Origin of the sequence: Mesobacillus maritimus, from assembly GCF_044803185.1 — a bacterium.
GTDB classification, from domain to species: Bacteria; Bacillota; Bacilli; order Bacillales; family Cytobacillaceae; genus Mesobacillus_B; species Mesobacillus_B maritimus_B.
In genome coordinates this window covers 1782296-1807418 of the sequence record NZ_CP085225.1, presented here as the reverse complement: position 1 = coordinate 1807418, position 25123 = coordinate 1782296, and the positions used below count along the sequence as shown (strand labels likewise).

21 protein-coding genes, 2 pseudogenes and 1 other annotated feature are annotated in these 25123 nt (G+C 39.6%); of the genes and pseudogenes, 3 read left to right on the top strand and 20 right to left on the bottom strand.

Going from position 1 to position 25123, the window contains the following annotated elements:
- Positions 1-17: 17 nt before the first annotated feature.
- The 19 genes and pseudogenes from LG336_RS08575 to LG336_RS08485 all read right to left on the bottom strand — a co-directional run bounded on the left by LG336_RS08575 (position 18) and on the right by LG336_RS08485 (position 18882).
- Positions 18-464 carry a hypothetical protein gene (locus tag LG336_RS08575; protein ID WP_404332158.1) on the bottom strand — a complete coding sequence of 149 codons (447 nt, stop codon included), beginning with the start codon at positions 462-464 and terminating at the stop codon, positions 18-20.
- The gene (locus LG336_RS08570) at positions 461-1327 is read right to left on the bottom strand and encodes a DUF3100 domain-containing protein (protein WP_404332157.1); all 867 of its coding nucleotides are present in this window, start codon (positions 1325-1327) and stop codon (positions 461-463) included. The genes LG336_RS08575 and LG336_RS08570 overlap by 4 nt, the downstream gene beginning before the upstream one ends.
- Positions 1328-1767: 440 nt before the next feature.
- Positions 1768-2433, bottom strand: coding sequence for an HAD family hydrolase (locus tag LG336_RS08565; RefSeq protein WP_404332156.1), 666 nt, complete (start codon positions 2431-2433; stop codon positions 1768-1770).
- 431 nt (positions 2434-2864) lie between these two features.
- Positions 2865-3095 (bottom strand): annotated as a pseudogene (locus tag LG336_RS08560) (alpha/beta hydrolase); the annotation flags it as partial.
- Between the two features lie 67 nt (positions 3096-3162).
- Positions 3163-3702 (bottom strand): 2'-5' RNA ligase family protein, encoded by a 540-nt coding sequence (locus LG336_RS08555; RefSeq protein ID WP_404332155.1) that lies wholly within the window; start codon positions 3700-3702, stop codon positions 3163-3165.
- A 30-nt stretch (positions 3703-3732) separates the two neighbouring features.
- The gene (locus tag LG336_RS08550; protein WP_404332153.1) at positions 3733-4197 is read right to left on the bottom strand and encodes an NUDIX hydrolase; all 465 of its coding nucleotides are present in this window, start codon (positions 4195-4197) and stop codon (positions 3733-3735) included.
- A gap of 33 nt (positions 4198-4230) precedes the next feature.
- The gene (locus LG336_RS08545) at positions 4231-4743 is read right to left on the bottom strand and encodes a GNAT family N-acetyltransferase (RefSeq protein WP_404332152.1); all 513 of its coding nucleotides are present in this window, start codon (positions 4741-4743) and stop codon (positions 4231-4233) included.
- 176 nt (positions 4744-4919) lie between these two features.
- The gene (locus LG336_RS08540; protein ID WP_404332151.1) at positions 4920-5846 is read right to left on the bottom strand and encodes a hypothetical protein; all 927 of its coding nucleotides are present in this window, start codon (positions 5844-5846) and stop codon (positions 4920-4922) included.
- A gap of 455 nt (positions 5847-6301) precedes the next feature.
- Positions 6302-6658: a hypothetical protein gene (locus tag LG336_RS08535; RefSeq protein WP_404332150.1), complete on the bottom strand. Its 357-nt coding sequence runs from the start codon at positions 6656-6658 to the stop codon at positions 6302-6304.
- Positions 6555-6788: pseudogene (locus LG336_RS08530) on the bottom strand (hypothetical protein); the annotation flags it as partial. The gene LG336_RS08535 and the pseudogene LG336_RS08530, both read right to left, overlap by 104 nt.
- Before the next feature lie 197 nt (positions 6789-6985).
- Positions 6986-7098 (bottom strand) — a sequence feature (23S ribosomal RNA rRNA prediction is too short).
- Positions 7099-7350: 252 nt separating this feature from the next.
- The gene (locus LG336_RS08525; RefSeq protein ID WP_404332149.1) at positions 7351-8829 is read right to left on the bottom strand and encodes a M81 family metallopeptidase; all 1479 of its coding nucleotides are present in this window, start codon (positions 8827-8829) and stop codon (positions 7351-7353) included.
- 44 nt (positions 8830-8873) lie between these two features.
- Positions 8874-9479, bottom strand: a complete 606-nt coding sequence (locus tag LG336_RS08520) for a YitT family protein (protein WP_404332148.1) — start codon at positions 9477-9479, stop codon at positions 8874-8876.
- A 12-nt stretch (positions 9480-9491) separates the two neighbouring features.
- Positions 9492-11108 (bottom strand): amidohydrolase, encoded by a 1617-nt coding sequence (locus LG336_RS08515; protein ID WP_404333119.1) that lies wholly within the window; start codon positions 11106-11108, stop codon positions 9492-9494.
- A 43-nt stretch (positions 11109-11151) separates the two neighbouring features.
- Complete coding sequence (locus LG336_RS08510) at positions 11152-12144, bottom strand: ABC transporter ATP-binding protein (protein ID WP_404332147.1); 993 nt, start codon at positions 12142-12144, stop codon at positions 11152-11154.
- Complete coding sequence (locus LG336_RS08505) at positions 12131-13147, bottom strand: ABC transporter ATP-binding protein (protein ID WP_404332146.1); 1017 nt, start codon at positions 13145-13147, stop codon at positions 12131-12133. The genes LG336_RS08510 and LG336_RS08505 overlap by 14 nt, the downstream gene beginning before the upstream one ends.
- Positions 13148-13179: 32 nt before the next feature.
- Positions 13180-14073, bottom strand: coding sequence for an ABC transporter permease (locus LG336_RS08500; RefSeq protein ID WP_404332145.1), 894 nt, complete (start codon positions 14071-14073; stop codon positions 13180-13182).
- 16 nt (positions 14074-14089) lie between these two features.
- Positions 14090-15040, bottom strand: a complete 951-nt coding sequence (locus LG336_RS08495) for an ABC transporter permease (protein ID WP_404332144.1) — start codon at positions 15038-15040, stop codon at positions 14090-14092.
- 163 nt (positions 15041-15203) lie between these two features.
- Positions 15204-16778, bottom strand: coding sequence for an ABC transporter substrate-binding protein (locus LG336_RS08490; RefSeq protein ID WP_404332142.1), 1575 nt, complete (start codon positions 16776-16778; stop codon positions 15204-15206).
- Between the two features lie 493 nt (positions 16779-17271).
- Positions 17272-18882, bottom strand: coding sequence for a PucR family transcriptional regulator (locus LG336_RS08485; RefSeq protein ID WP_404332141.1), 1611 nt, complete (start codon positions 18880-18882; stop codon positions 17272-17274).
- A 372-nt stretch (positions 18883-19254) separates the two neighbouring features.
- On the opposite strand from LG336_RS08485, the gene ald reads away from it, so the two are divergent.
- The 3 genes from ald to LG336_RS08470 are packed head-to-tail and all read left to right on the top strand — an operon-like array spanning position 19255 to position 23271.
- Positions 19255-20391, top strand: coding sequence for an alanine dehydrogenase (gene ald / locus LG336_RS08480; protein WP_404332140.1), 1137 nt, complete (start codon positions 19255-19257; stop codon positions 20389-20391).
- A gap of 33 nt (positions 20392-20424) precedes the next feature.
- Positions 20425-21894 (top strand): CoA-acylating methylmalonate-semialdehyde dehydrogenase, encoded by a 1470-nt coding sequence (locus LG336_RS08475; RefSeq protein ID WP_404332139.1) that lies wholly within the window; start codon positions 20425-20427, stop codon positions 21892-21894.
- Between the two features lie 18 nt (positions 21895-21912).
- Positions 21913-23271 carry an aspartate aminotransferase family protein gene (locus LG336_RS08470; protein WP_404332138.1) on the top strand — a complete coding sequence of 453 codons (1359 nt, stop codon included), beginning with the start codon at positions 21913-21915 and terminating at the stop codon, positions 23269-23271.
- A 288-nt stretch (positions 23272-23559) separates the two neighbouring features.
- On the opposite strand, the gene LG336_RS08465 is transcribed toward LG336_RS08470, so the two are convergent.
- Entirely contained in the window at positions 23560-25035 is a 1476-nt protein-coding gene (locus tag LG336_RS08465) for an amidase (protein ID WP_404332137.1), read from the bottom strand.
- Positions 25036-25123 lie beyond the last annotated feature (88 nt).

Genomic DNA, 25123 nt, shown 5'->3' with positions numbered 1-25123 from the left:
TATTTGTATCCACACAATTAAATCGCATTTGTCAGTTTCAGAACGAATTGTGAGATCATCACAGATCCTAAATACGTACTAGTCATCACGACCAAAGCAATGACAATCATTTTCCATCCTTGTTTTCTAAATTGGTGGAAACTAGCCCCAATCGAAATTCCAGCTAATGCTCCTACAACGGTAAGGGGAGCTTTAAATTCAATTTTGCCTGTTGCTTCTGTCACAACATCGGCTACAGGGGACATTGGTGCTGCAAACAATAACCCTAGTAAAGAACAATAAAGAATAATTGGGAGTTTCAACGGAATGACTTTTGACAGTAAAACAGCGATTAAGGCGATTCCACATAAAATAAGTACTCCATTGAATGAGTCGAAGACAGAAATATCGTAACCAATTAAATTAGACGTGATAATGGCAATGGCAACTAAACCTAATAAGATAACCCATTCTTTAAACTTCATAGTACTTTCTCCTCTTCGCTGTTCGAAATTTTAGATGTAGATGTAGAGTTAGATTTTCGAAGTCTCCCAATCTTCGGTTCCAATACGCTATAAAGCTTATTTGCTAGAGGCAAAGCGATGAATAATGCCGCGTAAATACCGGTTAGTCCAGTCAGCATATCACTTGCTCCACCGAGCATAAAAATATCCTCAGCAAAAGCCGGATACATATGAGCCAAACTCGCAGTAGCTGACGCCATCATGATTCCCGACCCAACACCTGCTGCCATTGCTAGTGCATATGGATGAAATAAATCCGTAGATGCTATTAAAGTGGCTAAAAATCCGATATAAATGGTTCCAATTAATCCGCCAATGATATAGACAGATAAGGTACCTCTCATTTCAGGAGAAGAAGGACCGTACAGATTGCTGATTAAACCTAGATTCGTTTCTCTGTCAATTGAATGTGCGGCACCTACCGCTTCCCTCTTTAATCCGAGCAGAAGGGCCAATGGTAAAGCGATAAGAACAGTTGCAACGTTTCCTAACTCCTGAAGCAATAAAGCCGGTCCAACTTCAAGAAGTTTCGGAAGATTTCCTCCACCAAGAATACCAAGTTTCACAATAAAGGGCGCGATTGCGATTAACACTAATGGAGAAGCTGCCTTAACCTCTTCTTTCTTAAAAAACCCTAAAATATCAGGACCTAATATCATCCCAATGATAATTCCGTAAAAAATAGGTAAGAGTAAAACCATACCAGGACCCATTGGAATTTCAAATGATCCTATCGAGTCAGCAAGCAACAAAATAAGAAAAGCAACGATATAAATCCTGTATTCTTTCTTAAACCTCTCTGAAATTGAACGATACCCTTCCATCTAACCCCTCCATGTTTTCCATTCATAGTCTTGAAAATTTATATATGAATAGTAACATCAACTTGTCTGATAAGTAAACAACTTTTTTGCGTTTTACTATATTAACTGCTCAATAAGGTCATTTTTCCACCCTAAATCACTAAAACAACCAAACAAACATATCATATTTTATATAAATGTTCGTTTTTTAGTTTCACCGTCTTTTTTACAGTATCCGGATAGATTTGTGTTTTATAGTTTTCATCATCTAGGTAATAACAAATACAATGGAGGGGTATATCCGTAGATTTTGACAGCCCTAACGAGGATAATAATCAATATGATAGGTAGAGAGAATGTTTGTTTTGAATTTTTTTATCTAATCACCTTCTAACTTATCCTGCCCCATTACAACTATCTTGTTTAATAAAAGCTGGTTTAGTTTACCAAGACTCACTATTTTATTTGCTTAAATTTTCTATGACTAAAGGTAATTCCGACAGATCATTAACTATGGAGTCTGCTTCAACATTCCTCCATTGAAAATCTCTTTTCCAAATTCCTTTCATGCCTACATTTTGAGCAGCTTTTACATCATTCTCAGGATGATCTCCCATAAATATGGTTTCATTTGGTAACATATTAAGATTCTCTAATGCTCTGATAAATGTTTGAGGGTCAGGTTTTTTAATTCCTTCCCATTCAGATACTAAAATCGTATCAAAGTACTTATCTATACCCAAAGCCTTAATATTATCCATCTGAAATTGTCCATAGCCGTTTGTAATCATTCCTAAAACCAGCTGCTTCCTTTTCAATTCTTCCAACATTCTAATAAGATTAGGAAAAGGAACACAGTTATTCTTAAATTCACGAATGTAGTCTTGGAGTAATTCTTCCCAAGTGATATCCACAATATTAAATTCATTAACTAGTTGCTGATATACTTTATCTTTCCATACATACCCCCGGTTATCTAACTCTATAAATCGTGACACATACTCCTCTTTAGGAACATCACCTACTAGTTTTCTTAACCTGTCATATTGCCTCTCAATGAAGATTTTCACTGACTCATCTCTATTTAATAAAGTTCCATCCAAATCAAATAAAACAGCTTTAATCAATTTTGAATACACTCTCCCAAATTCCAAGATACTCATAGCTTCTTGATAGTTAACACAAAGTCCTTTATAAACGAAATGTAAGTAGTGAATGGAACAAGAAAAAAAGAGCTGCCGAAGCAACCCCTTTGTTAAACACAAACCTCCCGTTCCTTCATTAAACATTTAAAGAGGAACATTTTTAAAATGTTCAACTGTTGAAACGGATCATAGAAGTGATGTAGTCATGTTAATCCCCTTATGTCTTTTGAGCGACTAAATAGTGAGCAACAGTTGTTACTGAAACTACCCCCACCTAATTTTTAATACCTTGACGAAAACAGCATTTTCAAACGTAACTTTCTCGATGTTTTAACTAAGATAAGGTGCCAAGCATTTCCATATTTCTGGATGATGCCTGACACCTACATAATATGCTATACAATTAAGAAACACTAGTTTTTCGCAAGCACCTCACGATGAAGCACATGTTTTACAGCCCCGACATATTCGTTGAGTGCTCGCCTGCTGATGTTGGGATTTTGGACTTACCCTTCAAACCCATGGTAGCATCCTGGATATAAATGAAACTCAACATCTACTCCGGCATGGCTAAGGCGTGTGACATAATCAAGGGTCTCGTCGCGAAATGGATCTAATTGTCCGACACAGGCAGGGACACAGGGACAGGTTCACTGTCTCAAGGCACCAACATCTCCATTGGTTTAAGACAAGGTGCCTAGTCCCCTTGTCTTATTTTTTTAATTCCTTTGAATAAATAATTGGTGCTTTTCCTATTTCGGATACATCAATTAAAGCAACTTCCACTATTTTTCCGAATATCGCACTAGTTCTTTTTGAACAATAATTAAATGCTTCATTTAGTTTTTCAGCTGATAACCGATTTGCAATCGTACAATGTGGAATCCAATTATCAGGTAAGTACAATGAATGAGGATGATCGTTAAAACGTTCAAAGTCTCTATGATGGTTTGAATGAAGTTCACGCAAATCCTTTGTAACCGTTGGAGCAAAGAACAATGCACCAGAGCTAAGAAAAGAGCCAATTGTACTAAACTTTATATCTATTACTGACTGATTGTTATAGGTCACATCCATTTGTTCTATAAAATCTGATAGATTTAAGTTGTTATAACTCGCAAATGTAATATGGGGTTTCCTGTCTACCACTTCACCGGCATAAGCCGAAATAGACCTTTCTGTTAATTCCCTCCAAATATCCTTTATCAGTTCTTCAGTTTTTTCATCAAATAAAGCGATTAACCCAAACATATAAAGATCCCCTTAAAATCTTTTTCTTATTCAACCCTTCTGCAACCTATTAGCTTTTAAAAATTCCCTAATCACGATTAGGTCCGGAGGATTTATATTTGAAGGGATTTGATGAACATCAAATAACCGTAAATCAATCACTTCTTCGTTATCGATTTTCAGTTCTCCGCAATAGTCGGTGCAAATATAAGTAGTAAAGACATTGTACACCTCATCACCGTGTGGATATTTATAATAAAATTCTTCTCCAGAGAAAACATTAAACAATTTTAGTTTATTCGCAATCAAGCCTGTTTCTTCATATAATTCCCTCTTTGCTACTTCTTCTAATGTCTCCCCAGGCTCCAGGGAACCTCCAGCCAAGCCCCAACAATTATTATCACTTCTTAATTGCAATAAGAGCCTATTGTTTTGATCCAAAAGAATCACACTCGCTCCTGTCAAAACAAGAGGGCGACTACCAACAATTTTCCTCAAATCCATGATATACCCCATTGAAAAGCTCCTTAAAATAAGTTCATTTAGCCATCAAATTTCGATCCAGTACCGCTGAACAATTTCATTGGTGTCTGAAGAAACAACCTCATTTTCTAAAACTCCGCCAACTTTTTGAATCGTTTTAGCCGATGCAAGATTCGCTTTATCACAAGTAACCAATACTTTTTCTAAACCTAATCTTTTTGCCTCACCTAAGCCAAGTCGAAGCTGCTCAGTCGCATATCCCTTCCGGCGATCATCAGGGTGGATGCTATATCCGATATGCCCGCTCTCCCACAATAATTCAGGTGTTAATCTGTGGCGAATATTAAGTAAACCGATTACCTTTCCATTTTCTATACTTAAAAATTGAGTAGCAGGAACTCGGTTAGGGGGTAATTGATCACCTTTTTCCTGAGCTATGACGTTCTTAAGCCATTTAGTATAATCATCAATATTTTGTAAGGACGAACCACCATAAGGATGTTCTCCTACTGTTAAAAATGCTGTTCGATACGCCATTATTTGTTCACTATGCTGTGGTGTTGGTTTTACTAGTTTCATATTAGTCCTCTTTCGCTCTATTATTTTCTCAAAAAAAGATCCGACTCTTTTATCTATACCATATGCGCTTACGCTCACAGGATTCCCCAATACCAACTGTATAAAAAATCAAATGAAGCAGTACAAACAGGGCAATACGCTAGATAAAAAAGGCGAATAGTGACTGGCACTGATCGCTAATCTTTAAAATAATACCGAACAACCTTAGTTGAGCTTTTCCCACTAGGGGTATCATGTATAATCTCAGGACGGAATACTCCGAGCGAAACCATAGCATTGCACACTGCCGGCATTCGATTTTGCAAATTCATCTGTTTATGGAGGTCACCTGACCTAAGGTCCATGTATTCCTTCCCGTCTTCCTTCGATTTATGTAAAATTGACCGAGCATACTCTCGTATCTCTTCCGTTAAACCTGGATGACTTGAGGAGGGTACCAACCTTTTCTTTATCCCTTGATCTTTGCCAGTTTTAGGTTTCATACATTTCCCAAAACTCCAAAGCGCATTATCCAGCTGTTTTATTTCAACTCTGTACTGATTAAGATGGCCTTCCTCTACTATCCCAGTAAATAATTGCTGATATTCTTGGTAGGAGAATATTGTAATATCTCTAGGGGTGAAATGTGCATCCTGCGCTAAAAGCACCCTTTTTGCCCGCTCGACATGCTGATCATAAAGCGGGTAAATACGCGGTGATAAAGTATGAAGAATAAATGCCGGAATCACAACCGCATTGCCTCCATATAAATGAAACCGCCTAGCAAGGTCACCAATCTTACTAGCATCAAATGAATTTTGAGCCATAACTTCTTTCGCCCACTGGTAAAACGAAAGAGATATTAATGTCCGTTTATGTTTGGATTCGTCATAGGTATTGGGTTTAGTAGGGAATAGGAGATATCTTTCCTCCCCAACGGCAACATTCCCTTTTGAGTCTTTTACCACTTTCCCATCCTTCCAATAAAGCAAAGCAATAATGGATTCTCCTAATTGTGCAGGAGTTGTCGCCTTCTGAATTTCATCTAAATAATAAAAATAATAGTCTATTGGATATTTATCTGCATCGTATTTTGCGTTCCATGCTTCTACAAACATCTTCATTTGGCTTTCTCCTAGATTTAATTTTTACGAGTAATTCACTAATAACAAATACATACGAAAACAGCTATTTTTAAAAATAAAGACAACCAGGCTTATAGTCCTGAATCATTAGTATCCGTATATATTAATAATAGTTTAGTAGGATGAATTTTCCAATAAAAAGAAAGAGTTTCGAGACCTCACAGCGAACGTATACAACTGTCTTCTTAATCAACCATCGAAACACAAGATTGGCCTAGACAAACTCCGGTCAGGGCTGTCCCTCCGTCTCCGTAGTCATGCATACCTCACGCGATTTTCTCTGGGAGAAAAACGGCAAATTGGCTGCTTTTACAATTGTAAAAATTTAATTTTATAAATACAAAAAAAAACCGAAATTTGGTGGTCGCTCTTCGCAAACTTAATCCACCAAATTTCAGTTTTCTTTATGTTATTAACTAACGATATTAATCATGTCAGTTCAAAATCGTTATAAAACGTCCCATACACCGGAACTTATTTTTGAAGTTTATCACGGATTTCAAATATAATTTCTTACCATTCTCACCTGATTTAGATAAATATTCGTCCTCTAGATGCTTAATTTTATCATACCAACGGTTCCATTCCTCTTCGGGAAGGACGTATCTTTCCTCGGCCGCTTTTTCCATTTCTTCTAGTAACCCTTGCTCTTCAGTTGAAAAGTTTTCTTTTACCCAATCCATTGTTTCAGTAATAGATTCTTCTAACACTTGTTGTTGTTCTGACGTAAGGGAATCCCATTTTTGTTGATTTACCATTAAAAGATAAGGAGCACGGAGCAGCTGTAACATTTAACCAATAAGGAGCCACTTCATGCAAATTATTTGCCATGTATGAAGAGTAGGTTGTTGAGACTCCATCAACGGTACCTGTTTGCAAAGCTAAATACTGTTCAGCAGAACTCATAAACGTTACAGATGAGCCAAAGCTATTTAAACTTAAAAATTACCGACTTTAAATGTGAACGCTCTATTGGTCTGGCTTGGAATAAAGAAAGGTACCTATCCCCCGTAGCAAAACGTTTCCAACAATTTATATTTACCTTCTTTAAAAATCCTTAAATGGTCAGCCCTCTATTGAAGTAATGGGTTACTCACCGGAGGACTGACTCATATATTTCAATATAATGCTTAGATGTTTCAGCACTTATCCCGTCCGCACATAGCTACCCAGCGATGCCTTCGGCAAGACAACTGGTACACCAGCGGTGCGTCCATCCCAACTGGATGGCACCAGGCGCCATCCAGTTTTCTGGAAATTAGTTTTCATGGGGACTTATAATAACCAGTAAGATAAGGGTGTTTGAAAGCTTAAGTGGTTTTTTTAAACTGGGAAATCCGAATGGAAATTTTAAAGGCAAACTCGCCTTTAAGAGTTTGCCTTTAAAATAATGATTTCCAACAAGTTTTTACTTATTCCCTATTAATCCCAGTACAAAAGGACCTAGCACTAGTTGCTCCGTATTCTCTTCAATAAGATATCTTTATACCTTTTGCTTCAATACCACTGGGTCAAATGGGTAAATTGGTCTAGTAATTTTATTATATTTAAATGACGATAAATTACGAGTACTTAAGCCTGGCGAATCGACTGAGATAATTTCCTTTGCTATAGACTCATAGGCAGCACGGAAATGATGGGATGACTTTAAGCCGACTACACTAGCTTTGCGGACATCAATCCCATGCAAAAGAAAAACCTGCTCATCAAATGTTTGAGAACTTACGGAACAGACAATAATGTTAACATTTCCCACCTGAAGCCTAGCGCTCCTGCCTAAATGCATTTCCTTTCCTGTCCACATTGGTGATGATAGGAGGAAGCTCCCATCCGTCAAACACTTCACATATGCAGAAATCATTATAGGCTTCCCATGTAATCGGTCGGTTTTTCCTCCTAATTCAATCTCAATCTTGGTACCAATCCCCGCACTATGAGCCTGTTCCGCCACCTCCGGGTCGTAAATAAAACCGAAGCAGCTATTTGGAATATTGGACTTAATCATTTCTTCTAATAAATAGGTCCCATCTCCAGGTGTACCGGCCCCAGGATTATCGGATGCTTCGTTAATGATAATCGGATAATCTACTTTTCCAGCTGCATATTCCATTGCCTCTCTAGGAGAAGGTAAAACCGGAAAGAATCTCTCCTTAATCTCCCAAACTTGATTGGCAACTGTTTCACAAACTTCCCTTGCTAATCTAGCATTCTGATTCGTGATTGTTACAACAGATAACCCAGCCTCAGGGATATCGGAATAAGGAAAGCCGTGAAACAATGTGCAATCTAACACTTCAGGATGGTTTTCCCACTCTTGGCACCAGTCATTAATCTCTTTAACAGGAGAATGATAGGAGGTTGAGGTGGGGATAAGTAAGGGCAATTTTGAGAAAGCCATATTCACCTTTACTTCACCTGAAATAATACCAACTGTTAAATCGATGGCTTCTACCCCTCTTTCATAGGAATCCGTATGAGGATAATCAATATTTCCAAGTAGAGCATCGGCTTTTTCGACCATTGTTTGAGTGATATTAGCATGTAAATCTAAAGCAACCACAATGGGGATATCATCGTCAACAAGGTTCCTTAAAGCACTTAAAAGGTCTCCTTCTATATCGTCAATCCCTTCAGCCACCCCAGCTCCATGCAGGTAAAGACAAATCCCATCCAGCTGACCTGCCGCCTTGATAGAAGATAAGAGTTCATCTTTTACAGTTTTATAGGTCTCTTTCGATATCGTACCAGAAGGATTTGCAAATGTCGCAAAAGTGGGTACAATTTCAACATTCAATTCAATACCACGGTCAATCATTCCACCTAGATAATCTTTAACGCCTTTATGTTTTTGAATAATGTGTGATCCATACTCCCATTCCCAAAGCTTAAATAAGTCAATAGTCGTTTTTACACTTGAAAACGTATTGGTTTCATGTACAAGCTGGCCAATCGCAATTCTCATTTCCTCAAACTCCTTTTTGGTGATTGTTACATCCAATTGCTCTGTCACTTTGACTTCATGCTTATTCCTAACTTTCTACTTGCGTTTAAAGAATGAGGATAGGCTTTCATTAGATCAATGACCCTCCCACTAATAAAAGAAGCTAGGAATGTATAAACAGCGGTCATCAAATCCGTCAACAGTGCGCCCATAAACAAAACAATAAAATCAAATACAATATGGAAAGTTCCCATCTTGACACTCGGGAATTTCATTTGAATTAAGCGAGCCAATAAGCCTACTCCACCACTTGTTAAGCCTTGACCAAAAATGATACCTGCACCTAAACCTAAAAATGAGCCTCCGATTAAAATGCCCAGCCATACAGGGATGTGCACGTGCTGATGGATGGGATAAAGAATGTCAAGGAAGATGGATAACATCCCTGTAACGGCTATATTTTTACCAAGAAACAGTTTCCCGAATTGCTTTCCCGCGAGTACAAATAAAGGAACATTTAATAAAAAAACAACCAGCCCTGTGCTTACTTGGAAAGTGTAAAGAGCCAACACTCCAATCCCTTGGAAACCAACACTAAATAACTGGACTGGGATAAACCCAGCATTGACTCCTATAGCCATGATGAAACATCCTAGGAATGCTTTAATCATAAGATCGCGTTCTTAAACAAGCTCTGAAACACTCTTTTTTTCATATACGATTTCTCCATCCACTACGGTCATATCAACATCCAGATCCTTGATTTGGTCTTTAGGAGTATCCAATAAATTTCCACCGATTATCACAAAGTCGGCCAACTTTCCAATCTCAATACTTCCCTTGATATCTTCTTCAAAACTAGCATAGGCTCCGTTATACGTGTATGCTCTAATTGCCTCGAGCACAGTTACTCTTTGATTCAAACCAACTGGTTCACCAATTTGATTTTTTCTATTGACAGCAACATGAATTCCTAATAACGGTTTATAATCGGTAACGGGACTATCAGAGGCTCCGGCAGCAATCACTCCATTATCGATAAAATCTCTTAACGGATACATATAGTTCACCCGGTCCCCATAATGGTTCATATAAATATCTCCATACTCATATGGAAATGGTGGATTTGGAATTGGAATGACATTTAATTCTTTCATACGCTCAACTAGGTCTGGCATCGAAATACCTGCATGTTCAATTCGATGGCGATGGTTTTCCCGAGGATACAATTCAAGAGCTTTTTCAATTGTATTCAATAACATTTCAATCGCCCGGTCCCCTTGGGCGTGTGCCGTAATTTGAAAACCTTGTTCATGTGCAGGAATGAGGGCTTCATCTAATTCTTCCTGCGTCAAGTATAAAATTCCAAAATTTTCATAATCACTAGAATAAGGCTTTCGTGTGGAAACAGTAGGACCACTGCTACTACCATCAATGAAGAGTTTCGCTGGACCTATTTTGTATTTTTCATTTCCTAATCCTGTTACAACCCCGGATTGTAATAAATTTCCAAGAGATGTTTTTGCTTCATGTACGGAACAAAGCATTGTATAAACTCTTTGCTTCACAATCCCCGATTCAACGGATTTTTGTAAGATTTGAAAATTTTCAGGCCCCATACCGCCAGCATCATGAAGACTTGTTATCCCAGCTTCAATGTAATCCTTTGAAGCAATTTCTAATGCCTTCTCCAACTCTTTCTTACTAAAAGAGGCAACGACTGACATCGCCATATTGGCTTCCTCTACTAATACCCCGGTCGGGATTCCTTGCTTATCCCTTCTAATTTCTCCCCCTTTTGGGTCTGGAGTACTTTTACCGTATCCTACCATTTCTAATGCCTGACTATTGACAATGCAGATATGACCACAAGCACGAGTAACCATAATCGGGTGTTCAGTCGAAATGTCATCCAATTCCCATCGAGTAGGATAACGCTTTTCCTTAACCTTCGTTTCATTAAATCCAACGGCTCGAATCCACTGCCCACTCGAAGTTCTTTTTGCGCTTTCTTTCAAGCCGATGATCAAGTCTTCAATTGAATCAATTTCTCTACAATTAAAAGACAGTTGTGATGTACCATACATCGTGATATGACAATGGGCATCAACAAAACCTGGAAGTAAGCTTTTCCCCTTTAAATCTATTACCTTTGTTGTACTTGAGATGAGAGACTCAATCTCGTCATTTGATCCTAGAGCAACGATTTTATTGCTTTTAATCGCCACAGCTTCTACAACCTCATCTGTACTATTGACGGTAATAACCTGCCCATTTTTAAAAACTAAATCTACCACTATTAACATCTCCTCTATTCTTTTACTTTGCTATATATGATTCTTTCTATAGTTCATTTACTAAATGACAAGCTGTAAAATGACGAGGGCTCACCTCTGTCCGCTCTGGAACTTTCGTCCTGCATATCTCTTCAGCGTAAGGACAACGAGTATGAAAGTTGCAGCCTAGAGGTGGATTCAATGGTGAAGGAATTTCTCCCTCAAGAATAATTCGCTCCTTTTTCATCCCTGGTTTAGCAATCGGAACGGATGATAATAATGCTTTTGTATACGGGTGTTTTGGGGCTGATATAAGTTGTTCTGTCGGTCCCTCTTCGACCATTTTCCCTAAATACATGACCCCCACGCGATCCGAAATATGCCGGACAACACTTATATCATGAGCGATAAACAAATAGGTTACTTTATATTCAGCTTGGAGTTTTTTTAATAGATTCAGAATTTGAGATTGGACTGAAACATCTAAAGCAGAGACGGATTCATCACAAATAATGATTTTCGGGTTTACTATAAGGGCTCTGGCCAAACCGATTCTTTGTCGTTGTCCACCTGAAAACTCATGTGGATAATGGTAATAACGGTCCTCATTTAAACCTACCTTTTTTAAAATATCTAGAACGATGTCGGTCCTTTCCTGTTTAGTTCCTATGTTGTGGATAAGGAGCGTTTCTTCTAGTATCTGGCCGATTCTTTTTTTAGGATTCAAAGAGTTATTGGGGTCTTGAAAGACCATTTGCATTTCACTTCTAATTTTTCTAAGCTGGTTGCTTGATATTCCAAGTATGTCCTGATTATTAAAAAGGACCTTCCCCCCCGTTGGTTCAATTAAGCGGAGAATGCTTCGCCCGGTTGTACTCTTTCCACACCCTGATTCCCCTACCAATCCAAATGTCTCTCCTTCAAATAACTCAAAAGAAACATCATTTACTGCCTTCACTTGCCCTTTTGTACGACCTAAGGGGCTTTTCACTGGGAAATATTTTTGGAGGTTTTTGACTTCTAGAATGGGTTTTTTTTCATCTAGTTTAGCGATTGCCATAGACCAATTCCCCCTCTTCTTCACTAATATCTTTATAGTGCCAGCATCGAACTTTTTGTGTTTGATTATCTGCCAAAAGCTCAGGGTTTTTCGAATGGCATGTACTATCAGCATAAGGACAACGGGGAGTAAATCTACACCCTTTAGGGACATTATTCAATGAAGGGACAGAGCCTGAGATGACGTATAATTCTTCCTTTTTTTCTCCTTCCATATGTGGAATAGATTTCATTAACCCCCTCGTATAAGGGTGTAACGGTCGATTAAACAGACTTTCGACATCCGCCTCCTCCACAATTTGACCTAAATACATGACCACTACTCTTGTACATATTTCTGCAACCACACCTAAATCATGAGTAATCATCATAATACCCATATCCATTTTCTTGTTTAGCTTCAGCATCAAATCAAGAATTTGTGCCTGAATCGTTACATCTAAGGCGGTGGTTGGTTCGTCCGCAATGAGAAGTTTTGGTTCACACGCCAAGGCAATGGCAATCATGACCCGCTGTTTCATTCCACCAGAAATTTCATGTGGATACTCATGGATCCGCTTTTCAGGAGAAGGAATCCCTGTTAACCGCAGCAATTCTACCGCCCTTTCCATCGCCTCTTTTTTCGATACGTTTTGATGTAAAATCAGTGCTTCTGCTACTTGATAGCCGATGGTATAAAGGGGATTAATCGAACTCGAAGGGTCCTGGAAAATCATTGAAATTTCATTTCCTCTAATATGATTCATTTCTGACATAGGATTCTTAAGCAAGTCTCTACCTTGTAATCGTATCTCTCCGTCATAACGAACAAGATCTTTCTCATCAAATAGCCTAAGTACTGCCTGGGAGGTTACACTTTTCCCACAACCTGACTCACCAACAACCCCAAGAATTTCTCCTTTTTCAACGTGGAAGGAGATGTCTTGCACCGCTGTAACCTCCCCCCTTTCCGTATGAAAGTGAACAGAAAGATGATCAACCTCTAACAATTTACTGTTTTCCAAGGATTCACCCCCAATGAGCATTATTTTTTAGATTATGCTGAATGTGGATCTAATAAATCACGAAGCCCATCTCCAAATAAATTCAAGCCTAATACAGCCAACACAATAAATATTCCAGGAAACATAATCATCCACCATGCATTAAAAATGACTAATTTCCCATCAAAAAGAATATTGCCCCAACTCGGATCAGGTGCTGGAACCCCAACTCCCAAAAAGCTTAAAGCAGCTTCAACAATGATACTCTCAGCAAAAATAAAAGTTGCCTGAGTGATTAATGGTGATAATGTATTGGGTGCAATATGCAACCATATTATTCGCCAAGATTTAGCTCCCTGTGATTTAATCGCTTCTATATAAGTTTGCTCCCTTATAACTAGTGCAGAAGCTCTTACAATACGTGCAACAGAAGGAGTGAACACGATGCTTAAGGAAATAATGACATTTGTCGTATTCGGTCCAAGGGCTGCCATAATGGCTATGGCAAGTAAGATAGCGGGAAAAGCCATTAGAGCATCGCAAATTCTCATCAGGAGGTTATCCAAGGCTTTATAATAAGCAGAAAACAAACCGATAATAGAGCCGACGACCGCTGTGATAACAGCAACGGCTAAACCTATCCCCATCGATACCTTTGCTCCATTTACTACCCTGCTAAATAAATCTCTCCCTAAATTATCTGTCCCAAACCAATGATCCGCACTCGGACCTTTTAACCGTTCAACAACCGTCATTTCATAAGGTCCATAGGAGGCTATAAATGGACCGAAAATAGAGATTAAAGTTAGAAACAGGAAGATGCTTCCCCCTGAAACAAGCATCTTATTTGTAAAAATTTTTCGGACAAAAAGCTTATTCTGCTCCTTCCGCAATACCTTCTTTTTTGCCTCAAATTCAATTGGATTGATTATCGGCTTAGCCTCCATCTATCCTTCCTCCCTCCTAATTTTTATTAAGGCGAACTCGAGGATCAATGACGCCATATAATAAATCTGTAACTAAGTTAATGAATACATAAGAAATGGTAATAAATAGTACACCGCCTTGAATAATTGTATAGTCTCGACGTTCAATTGAATTAATGATTAATTGTCCGATCCCAGGAATGTTGAATACCGTTTCCGTTACAACTGCACCAGCAATTAACGAACCAAAGGATTGGCCGATAATGGTTAAAATGGGAATAAAAGCATTACGTAAGGCATACTTGTAAATCACTTTCCTTTCTTTTACTCCCTTTGCACGTGAGGCTTTAATGAAATTCGTATTTAAAACATCAATCATGGCACTTCTTGTCATTCGGGCAATTAATGCGACTTGAATAACACCTAATGCTGTAGCGGGTAATATTAAGTGACTTAAGAAAGGCCATAATCCTTCACTAAGAGGCTTATATCCAGCAACAGGAAACCAACCTAGATTTATAGCGAAAATAATGATCAAGAACAAACCTAGTAGAAAATTCGGCACGGATAACCCTAATAAAGAAATTCCCATGATTGACTGATCGGTAGCTGTCCCCCTGCGTGTTGCAGCGACAATTCCAATTGGAATGGCAATCACAATGGCAATCACTTCAGACAAAAGGGCAAGAGAGACCGTCGGGCCAAGACGCTCGATGATGGCCGTAAGCACGGGTTGATCCATAAAATAGGAATAACCAAAATCACCTTGAAAAATATTTAAAAACCAAGTGATGTATTGTTGATAGATTGGCAGATTAAGTCCCATTTGTTCCCTGAGTTTATTCACTTCTTCCTCTGTAGCCTGGTCCCCTAGCATAGTGGACGCAGGATCCCCTGGTGTGATGTGAATGATTAAAAAGATCACCATTGACACAATGAATAGTACAGGAATAATCGATAACAGCCTTTTGATTAAATAGCCTTGCACAAAGATCCCTCCTTCTTCTAAGAGTATGGAAATACCATCAGTTTGGAGGAGAGAAGTCTTCCGCCAAACTGATGGATTGTAGACTCTACAAAATTTTTAATAACAAGCATTACCATACTCAGGTGGAATTCATATTAGCAAACTAGCGGTTAGGAAACATTTATTATTGGGTTTTCTTTACATTCCAGAGAACCATGCCTTCAAAAAAGGTTAATCCTTCTATCTCCTTCTTATGGGCTACATATTCAAACATATCTCCAACTTTCACTCCAGGAAGGTAGTCCCATAGGTACCCTTGTGCTTCATCCCAAATTTGTTGAGCCTCTTCATTTGATGTTGAGTTTTTAATCTCTGTTAAATAATTGGATAATTGTTCATCATTTGTCCAACCAGGCCAATCTGGACTTAAGATTAGCATTTGTGTTGGTGCTAGCACTGGTGGAAAACCTGTGATGAAGATATCCCATTCCTCTGGGGTGGATCGAATTTCTAACAAAGTGGACCAGTCATAGACATCCAATTTGACTTTCATGCCTGCTTTTTCAAGCTGTTCTTTCGCAATAACAGCAGTGTTATACAAATGATCATAATCTCGTGTCGTTAAGATTCTGATTTCTTCCTCATTGTAATTTGCTGCGTCCAACAATTCTTTAGTTACCGCTACATCGTTAACATCGTAATTTTCACTTCCTGCTTGGCTGTGCCAATTCTTTTGCTCTTCATACATATAGCTAGAGTCCATACGGTAAAACTCTTCGAAGGATTGAACGCCAATTAGGATTTCCTCTTTATTTAAAGCTGCATTTACCGCTTTTCGCATATTATTATCAGTAAATACTCCTTGTTTCTTGTTAAATACTAGCCATAGATTCGATGCACCTTGTTTAAACTCCAAGTCAGGATTTGCTTTTAGCTGCTCATAATTATCAATGAGAAGCCCTTCAGACACATCAAATTCGCCGGTTTGTATACCTGCAAGTCTAGTAGAAGCATCCGCAGTAATCTCAAAATAGATTTCATCGACTAATGCTTCCTTCTTACCAGCCAATCCATCAGGTGCGGTATCTAAAGGACTATAGTCTTCAAACTTGGTAAGGTGAATATATTGATCTTGTTTCCATTCTTCAAATTTGAAAGGCCCTGTCCCAATGTACTCCTCAGCACCAGTTGGACCTGCAGATTCAGCAATTTCCTTTGGCATAATTCCTGAGAATTGCCCTTTATCCGCAATAGCTTCTAAAATTCCAAAAACACGTTGTGGAAGATTTAAAACGACAGTGTACTCATCTTTAATAGCAAATTCTGCATCTTTAAATAAATTTGCTTTTGAGTTAATTTCAATCCATTTTTCTAAAGAAGCCACGACATCCTCAGCTACCATTTCCTCTCCATTATGAAATTTCACTCCCTGTCTTAAAAGGAAAGTGTAGGTTTTGCCATCTTCACTAATGTCAACCGATTCTGCTAACATAGGCACCGGTTCGTAATTGGAATTTAATGTTAACAATTGCTCATAAACATTTCTCGCCACGGTTGAGGTAATAACCGCTGTATTCATATGGGGATCAAGAGTTGCTGGCTGGGAAGGTATCGCTGCATGAATAGTACCACCCGATCCCGATCCCGATCCACCATCACCATCAGATGTTTCATTAGTTGGAGTACTGCTTGATGAACATGCTGCCAATAACGTCATAATAGAAAACAGAACCGATAAAAATTTTATTTTCTTCTTCATACTTTTCCCCCCTATCAAATCTTTAGCTACTACCATGATCCTGTATTGCACTATCGACTTACAAAAAAATGATCATTGATTTTTGAAATTCAAAGCCGCAAGTAAATACATTCTGAACATAATTTTTTCTAGTTATTTAATTGTATTTTCTTTCAGTGATCCCATTTAGTTCTAAGTCGTTTCATTCCAACCAATGGGAAATAATCTTATCCCCTTCCTAATTAGCTTCAGCACCCTCCACTGTCTATATTTAAATCATAATATTTTTAAAATTCACAATCATCTTACAGTATGTCTAATCATACAAAGCTCTAACGTTACATTTTATTACTTGAATGCGAGACATTTAATTTCCAACCCTTTAATCCATTTTTCTTTATCAATAAAAATCAAACCTTCGTAACTAAATCTAACAAACCTGTCATACTAACGAGTCGGCAATGGTGTGTTTAGAACCACGACCTTCTTGGTGCGAACCACAAAGGCCTTAATGTTAAAGCTGTTGTCGAATAGGAGAATTTTTCTTCTTATGCAACGAATAGTCATAGGCCATAACTAAGAATTCAATGGCCAAACGTTTTTCAGGATTCAAGAAATCCTTCCCTAGGATTCTTTCAATTTTGTCTAAACGATGATAAAGGGTTTGTCTTACAATAAATAATTTTTTTGCGGTTTCTTGTTTTGAACCATTGCTGTGTAGGTAGGTTCTCAGTGTGGTTAGTAACTCTCCATTAAATTTTTGGTCGTGTTCAATAAGTGGTTGTAGATATTCATAAAGTATTTCCTCTAATTGATTGTGGTCATGTACCAAGTTAAGAATTCTATGAATATGATAATCTTGATAAAAACAACTCTGATACTCATCATCTTCTAACCCTTCTCTTAGTACCAATACTTCTTTTGCCGTTTGGTAGCTTACGTGGACATCTTCTACATGAGTCACATATCGTCCAACACCATACGACACACCGTTAAATCGTTTCTTACCATTCCTTTCTGAGGTATTTAAACGGTCAAAAGCACTAGAGATTCTTTCTTTCCAAGTATCCGGTGATCTTTTATCACCCAAAATAAAGATTTGGTTGTGTTGTCTCTCTGTGGAAATCACTTGAAACCCACTCTGTTCCATGATGTTGCGGAACAATAAAATAAAATAGGTGGGGTCGATGGCTCTTGTCTTAGTGAGAGTTGGAGGGAATTTACAAATACATACGGTTGCACCATTTAATTTTAAATCAGGATAAGAATACGAAAGCTGACTGTTGATTTCCTTATCGGTGTGCTCCCCATCCAACCAGGTTTTAATCCATTCATCATCTTTGGTAGACTTTTTCTCTTCTACATAAAAGTCTCGTAAAAAATACTGTGCAAGAGAGGTAGCTGTCCTGTCTAATATAATAGAGTCAAAATCTGTTAAATCCCGGTCATTTGAATGGATGACAAGGTCAGCATAGTTCTCACCGAGTATTTGAATAGTTTGGGTTAAGAAGGAGGGGCGATTCATGCTTTCGACTTTATGTATTAAGTTTTCGATTTCCTCTTTCTTCATTGAAGGGTACGCTTTCACCTCGTTATGATGAAAAAGGGTTAACACTTGAACATTTAAAAACCGCTGGATGAATTTTAATATTTGCTCATAATGGTTCACCTCCAATAGTTTTGTATTAAGCTCTTGGGAATATTTTTCAATACTAGCAAGTACCGCATATTGCTTATTGATGATAACCGAATGGATATCTTGAGTGATTTCAACAAACGGGACTTCCTTTTGAAAGAGGATAAGGGGGAAATCATTCTCTTTAGCAAACTCAATCCCTTTTTGAGGTATCGACGTAATATGTGTCCCCATTTCAATACAAAGACCGGCTGCATTTGCTTGAATCAATTGTTTGATAAAAGAAAGAAAATGACTTTCATCATCCTTCCAAACGATTCCAGTCGTTAATATTAATTCGGCTCCCTTTAGTAAATGGTTGAATTGTGGAATTTCCACAACATGGACCCATTTGACAATTCGTTTGTAAACATGCTCCCCTCCGATTATCTGGCTATCCTTAAAATATTTTCGTCCCATGATTTCTTCAATCGTTAAATAAGATTCCATCGTACCTACCCTCTTTCATCTAAACAAATTGATGTCTCATTATAAAATCAAGAATTGGGGTTTATCTATCATTCTGTCACTCTTATTGACATAAAAAAAAACTGAAGTGATCAAATGGAAACCCAAGAAAACGCTTATATATCAATATTTCTAGCGTTTCCTATCTATTTCAGGAGTTCTCTGGATTACGGGTTATTTTGAAACTACATCGTCAAAGCGATCAAACTCAGTTAAACAGAAATCAGTTCCATTACGAGCATACGAGACGGCAAACAACAACCTCCTTCTTTTTTACACTTTGTCTAACGCAATTATTTCGAATCTTTTATAAAGTGGAATTAAGCTTCAAAAAGATGAAAAGGAGAGATAAAAATGATTATTGGTGTTCCAAAGGAAGTCAAAAACAACGAAAACCGAGTTGGCATGACACCTGCAGGCGCTTCAACCCTTATATCTGTTGGACATGAAATTTGGATAGAACAAGATGCAGGGATTGGGAGTGGCTTTCAAAATGAAGAATATCTTGCGGCAGGGGCAAAGATTGTCTCCTCAGCCAAAGAGGCGTGGTCTACAGAAATGGTAATCAAGGTAAAAGAACCTATGCCCGAAGAGTACCAATATTTTAGCGAAGGATTGATTTTATTTACGTATCTACACCTCGCCCCAGAATATGAACTGACAAGAGCATTAGTTGAGAAAAAAGTCATAGCCATTGCGTATGAAACCATTCAATTGGAAAATGGGGCTCTTCCATTGTTAACCCCTATGAGCGAAGTGGCTGGAAGGATGGCCATACAGGTTGGTGCTCAGTTTTTAGAAAAACCTAAGGGAGGAAAAGGAATCCTCCTCGGCGGCGTACCTGGTGTTTCTCCCGCAGAAGTCGTGATTGTCGGTGGTGGAGTTGTCGGAACAAATGCAGCAAAAATGGCGATTGGCTTAGGGGCAAGGGTGACACTTCTTGACATCAATGCTGCTAGACTACGTGAATTAGATGACCAATTCCAAGGTAGACTGAACACGATTATGTCCAATCCCTACACCATTGCTGAAGCGGTTAAAAGAGCCGACTTACTAGTTGGAGCCGTCCTTATCCCCGGAGCACGTGCCCCCCGTCTCGTAACAGAGGAAATGATTGCAAATATGCAACCTGGTTCTGTTGTCGTCGATGTAGCGATCGACCAAGGTGGATCTATTGAAACGATTGATCGGATCACCACTCATAGTAAACCAACCTATGAAAAACATGGCGTTGTTCATTATGCCGTTGCCAATATGCCAGGAGCGGTACCGAGAACCTCGACTATTGCATTAACCAATGTGACCGTCCCATATGCTCTGAAAATAGCCAGTCTTGGCGTGAAAAAATCTTCTATCATCCATCAAGAATTAGCAAAGGGAATCAATGTTATTGATGGAAAAGTCACGTTCAAAGCAGTTGCTGAAGCCCATGGTGTCCCTTATTCAGACATTCAGCAAATATTAAATGACTATCATAAAGTTTCAGTCTAGGCAATTTACTAATTTTCACAAGAGGTGAATGGATTGACAACAATTACGAATGAGGTAAAGCAATTAAGAAATTATATTGACGGTACATGGGTGGAATCTAATTCTACTCTTACCGAGGTCGTCGTCAACCCTGCGACAGGTGAAGAAATCGCAAAAGTCCCAATCTCGACAAAAGATGATGTAGATACTGCTGTTAAAGCTGCTGCGAAGGCTTTTCCAGCCTGGTCAGAGACAGCTGTGCCAAAGCGGGCAAGAATCTTATTTAAGTATCAACAGCTCCTTGACGAACAACGAGAAGAGCTAGCAAAACTAATCACAATCGAAAATGGGAAAAATCTTTCAGAAGCTATGGGAGAAGTTCAGCGCGGAATAGAGTGTGTTGAATTTGCAACTGGTGCTCCATCGCATATGATGGGAAAACAGCTTCCTGACATTGCCACAAATTTAGAATCGGGAATGTATCGATATCCACTTGGGGTTGTTGCCGGGATTTCTCCATTCAATTTCCCAATGATGGTTCCTTGTTGGATGTTCCCAATGGCCATCGCTTGCGGAAATACGTTCGTGCTGAAACCTTCAGAACGCACCCCTCTTTTAGCTGGAAGATTGGCTGAATTATTGGCAGAGGCTGGGCTACCAAATGGCGTTCTTAATATCGTGAACGGCGCCCATGAGGTAGTAAATGGTTTGCTAGAACACAAGGAAATTAAAGCCATTTCGTTTGTTGGTTCCCAACCAGTGGCCGAATATGTATATAAAAAAGGCTCCGAAAACCTTAAACGAGTCCAAGCGCTTTCTGGTGCAAAAAATCATTCTATTGTTTTAAGTGATGCCAAGCTCGAACTGGCTGTCAAAGAAATTACCAATGCTGCCTTTGGATCAGCAGGTGAACGTTGTATGGCGGCTTCCGTTGTGGCAGTCGAAGAAAAGATAGCGGATAAACTGATTGAAAAATTAGTTGAAGCTGCGAATCATATGACAATTGGGAATGGTCTTGATGAAAATGTTTTCCTTGGTCCAGTGATTCGTGAGGAGCACAAGTTTAGGACATTAAATTATATTGAATCAGGTGTTGCACAAGGTGCCAAGCTCATTCGTGATGGACGTAAAGATGAAGCTGTCAATGGTAGCGGCTACTTTGTCGGACCTACAATTTTTGATGAAGTGACACAGGAAATGAAAATTTGGCAGGATGAAGTCTTTGCCCCTGTTCTTTCAATCGTACGAGTGAAAAATTTAACGGACGGAATTGAGTTAGCGAATGCATCAAAATTGGCAAATGGTGCTTGCCTTTACACCGACAGCGCTTCAGCTGTACGACAGTTTCGCCAAACAATTGAAGCAGGGATGCTGGGTGTAAATGTGGGTGTCCCAGCCCCAATGGCTTTCTTCCCATTCTCTGGCTATAAGGATTCCTTTTACGGAGATTTACATGCAAATGGGATGGATGGGGTTGAATTCTATACACGAAAAAAAATGCTGACGGCACGTTATGAATACTAAAAAGAGGAGTGGTTTAAGATGTCTATCACAAAAAATAAAACAGATGAATTGATTGAAAATGATCGCCAATATTTATGGCATCATATGTCTCCCTATAAAGAAAACGTTCCTCCTACCGTTGCCGTTAAAGGCTCCGGTTCGTGGATCACAGATATCAATGGATCAAAATATTTAGATGGAATGTCAGGTTTATGGTGCGTGAACGTCGGCTACGGTCGTGAAGAGCTCGCAGAGGCCGCCTATGAACAGTTGAAGACAATGCCCTACTTCCCTCTCTCGCAAAGCCATGTTCCTGCGATTGAATTATCGAAGAAATTGAATGAGTGGTTGGAAGATGATTATGTCATATTTTTTTCAAATAGTGGGTCGGAGGCAAATGAAACAGCTTTTAAAATCGTTCGCCAGTATCACCAGCAAAACGGTGAACCGAGCCGATCTAAATTTATTTCTCGCTACCGGGCTTATCATGGCAACTCCATGGGAGCACTAGCAGCTACCGGGCAGGCTGTCCGAAAATATAAATATGAACCACTGGCAGCAGGCTTCCTCCATGTCAGTCCTCCCGATAGCTACAGGCGTCCAAAAGAACAAACAGTGGAAGAGTTTAACTTGCAATGTGCGTTAGAAATTGAAAAGACCATTGTTTGGGAAGGCCAAGAAACAATCGCAGCAATTATTATGGAACCAGCCATTACTGGAGGCGGAATTTTTGTCCCCCATCCTATATATATGGAGAAGGTTCAGGAAATCTGTCATCAATATGGAGTATTATTGATCATGGACGAAGTCATTTGTGGATTTGGTCGCACAGGGAAGAAATTTGGTCATATGCACTTTGGCATGAAACCCAACATCGTCACTATGGCAAAAGGCTTAACTAGCGGCTACCTCCCTCTTTCGGCAACAGCCGTAAGAAAGGATATCTATGAAAAATTCAAACATTCAGATGAATATGGTTATCTCCGCCATGTTAATACCTTTGGCGGAAATCCTGCTGCGTGTGCTTTAGCGCTAAAAAATCTGGAAATCTATGAAAATGAAAACCTTGTAGAACAGGCAAAAGTTTTGGGTGAACGCCTATATCAAGAATTACAGGTGCTCAAAGATCACCCACTCGTTGGGGACCTTCGAAGCTTCGGTCTTTTAATGGGGATCGAATTAGTCGAAGATAAGGAATCGAAAGAACCGGTAGCTCCTTCAACAATAGACTCTATTATTGCTGACTGCAAAGCAAATGGGTTAATTATCGGAAAAAATGGAGCCACCGTAGCAGGATATAATAACATCCTTACTCTTTCGCCACCATTATCTTCAACAGATGGAGACATCGACTTTATAATTAGAACAGTAATCGAGGCCATCTCTAAGGTAGATTAATCATAAATCTCTGCTAGTCCAAAACAAAGCGAAAATAGAATACAAAAAGGCACAACTATCCCCAAGTTGTGCCTTTTTCCTGCTAAGCATAGAGGCGGTTCCTATGGTTCTATAAGATACAAATCAAAATCAAGTCGGTTATTACAATTAATGATAAAGATAGCTACCCCCACTAATAGGAGTAGCTCTTTACCTCGTCTCTATTTTGGTCATACCTACTATCGTCTTCTGAATCGCCTTACAAAACGAGCAGCGCCGATTCTCCGCCTGCACGTTTCCATGCACAAGTTAAATCGTCGTTACATGGATAGGAGGTCTCCGTCCATGGTTCCATTTTCCATTTAGGGCACGCTCGATTTGAGCTCCCAGTTGCAGTAGTAATCCATCTTCTCCTTGTCGCGTAAGAGCGTGAATTCCTAGTGGTAGCCCGTTCTCAAGCTCAGCCATCGGCAAAGAGATGCCGGGCAGACCGCAAAGATTGGCGATCGGTGTATAAGAGAAAATACGCCAGAGATTCTCGAACCAGTCGTAGACGGAAGGATTGTCGCTGGTTGTTAGATACTCTTTCGTTCCAACCAGTGGCGTGGGTAAGGCCATCGTTGGGGTTAGAATGATATCCCAATCTTCAAAGAAGGCGGCTAGCCTACGGGAAGTGTCGTTGAACGTCGCCTGCATCTTTGCCCGTTTCGTATAGGAGGCGAAACGACCTTCTTCCCAGACCCGAATGCACATCGGTTCAATAAGGTCACTAGGTGGCTGTTCCAAGCCCTTTTGCTCCAATAAACCCGAAATTGTTTGTGTAAAATTCATGATATAGCACTCGGTTTGTGCCCCATAGGCAGCATGAAAGTCAATGTCCGGGATAACCCACTCGACGTGATGGCCAAGTGCCTCGAGGAAACCAGCCGCCCGCTCCAATTCAGCAACAATCTGGGGGGTAGCCCGGTAATCACCCCACTCATGTGAAACGGCAATTCGAAGTTTTTTAGGATCCCGAAGTATCAGTTCAGAGTAAGGATGAGGCGGCATCCAATAGGGCATGAACTCGCCAGGTGCTCCCCCTCTACAATTGTCCACAAAAGCAGCGGTGTCACGTATGGTACGTGATTGGCAACCTTGAGCAGAGACCAAACCCATCAAGTCCGAACCGTGGGGCGCTACAGAAAAGACGCCCCGGGACGGCTTTAAACCGATGTTACCGTTCACACCAGCAGGAATTCGAATCGAGCCACCACCATCAGTCGCATGTGAAATTGGAATGATTCCGGCCGCAACTGAAGCTGCGGTGCCTGCAGATGAGCCGCAGGTTGTATAGTCAAGATTCCATGGATTTCTTGTAACATAGACTTCTGGGTTCTCCGCTGAACTGCAGAGCCCAAACTCCGGTGTGGTCGACCGCCCGATGATATTAAGACCTGCTTGGCGGATACGACTGGTTAGGAAGCTGTCGGCTGAAGAACGATTTCCCCGCATTAGCAGGGAACCCATCTCCTGTAACCTCCCTTTCAGAGTGGGACCTAAGTCCTTCATCAGAAATGGTACTCCTGCAAAGACTCCACCAGAGTTCGTTCCGTCTTTCATTGGGTCATTGACCGCATCACCGAAGACCTCAATGACGGAGTTGATCGCAGGATTTAAGGCGTCGATGGCGAAGGCAGCCTGTTCGGCCACCTCTCGCGGGGTAATCTTACCCTCCCGTACCAATTCGGCGAGGCCAATGGCATCAAGGTTAGACCATTCATTCCAGCTCATCACTAATTTCACTAAGTTTCACTCCTTTATATTCATTCTAATTGGTTACTTATACATTGTTTGGACACTTTTTGTTTGCGTTAACGCTATTATATATCTC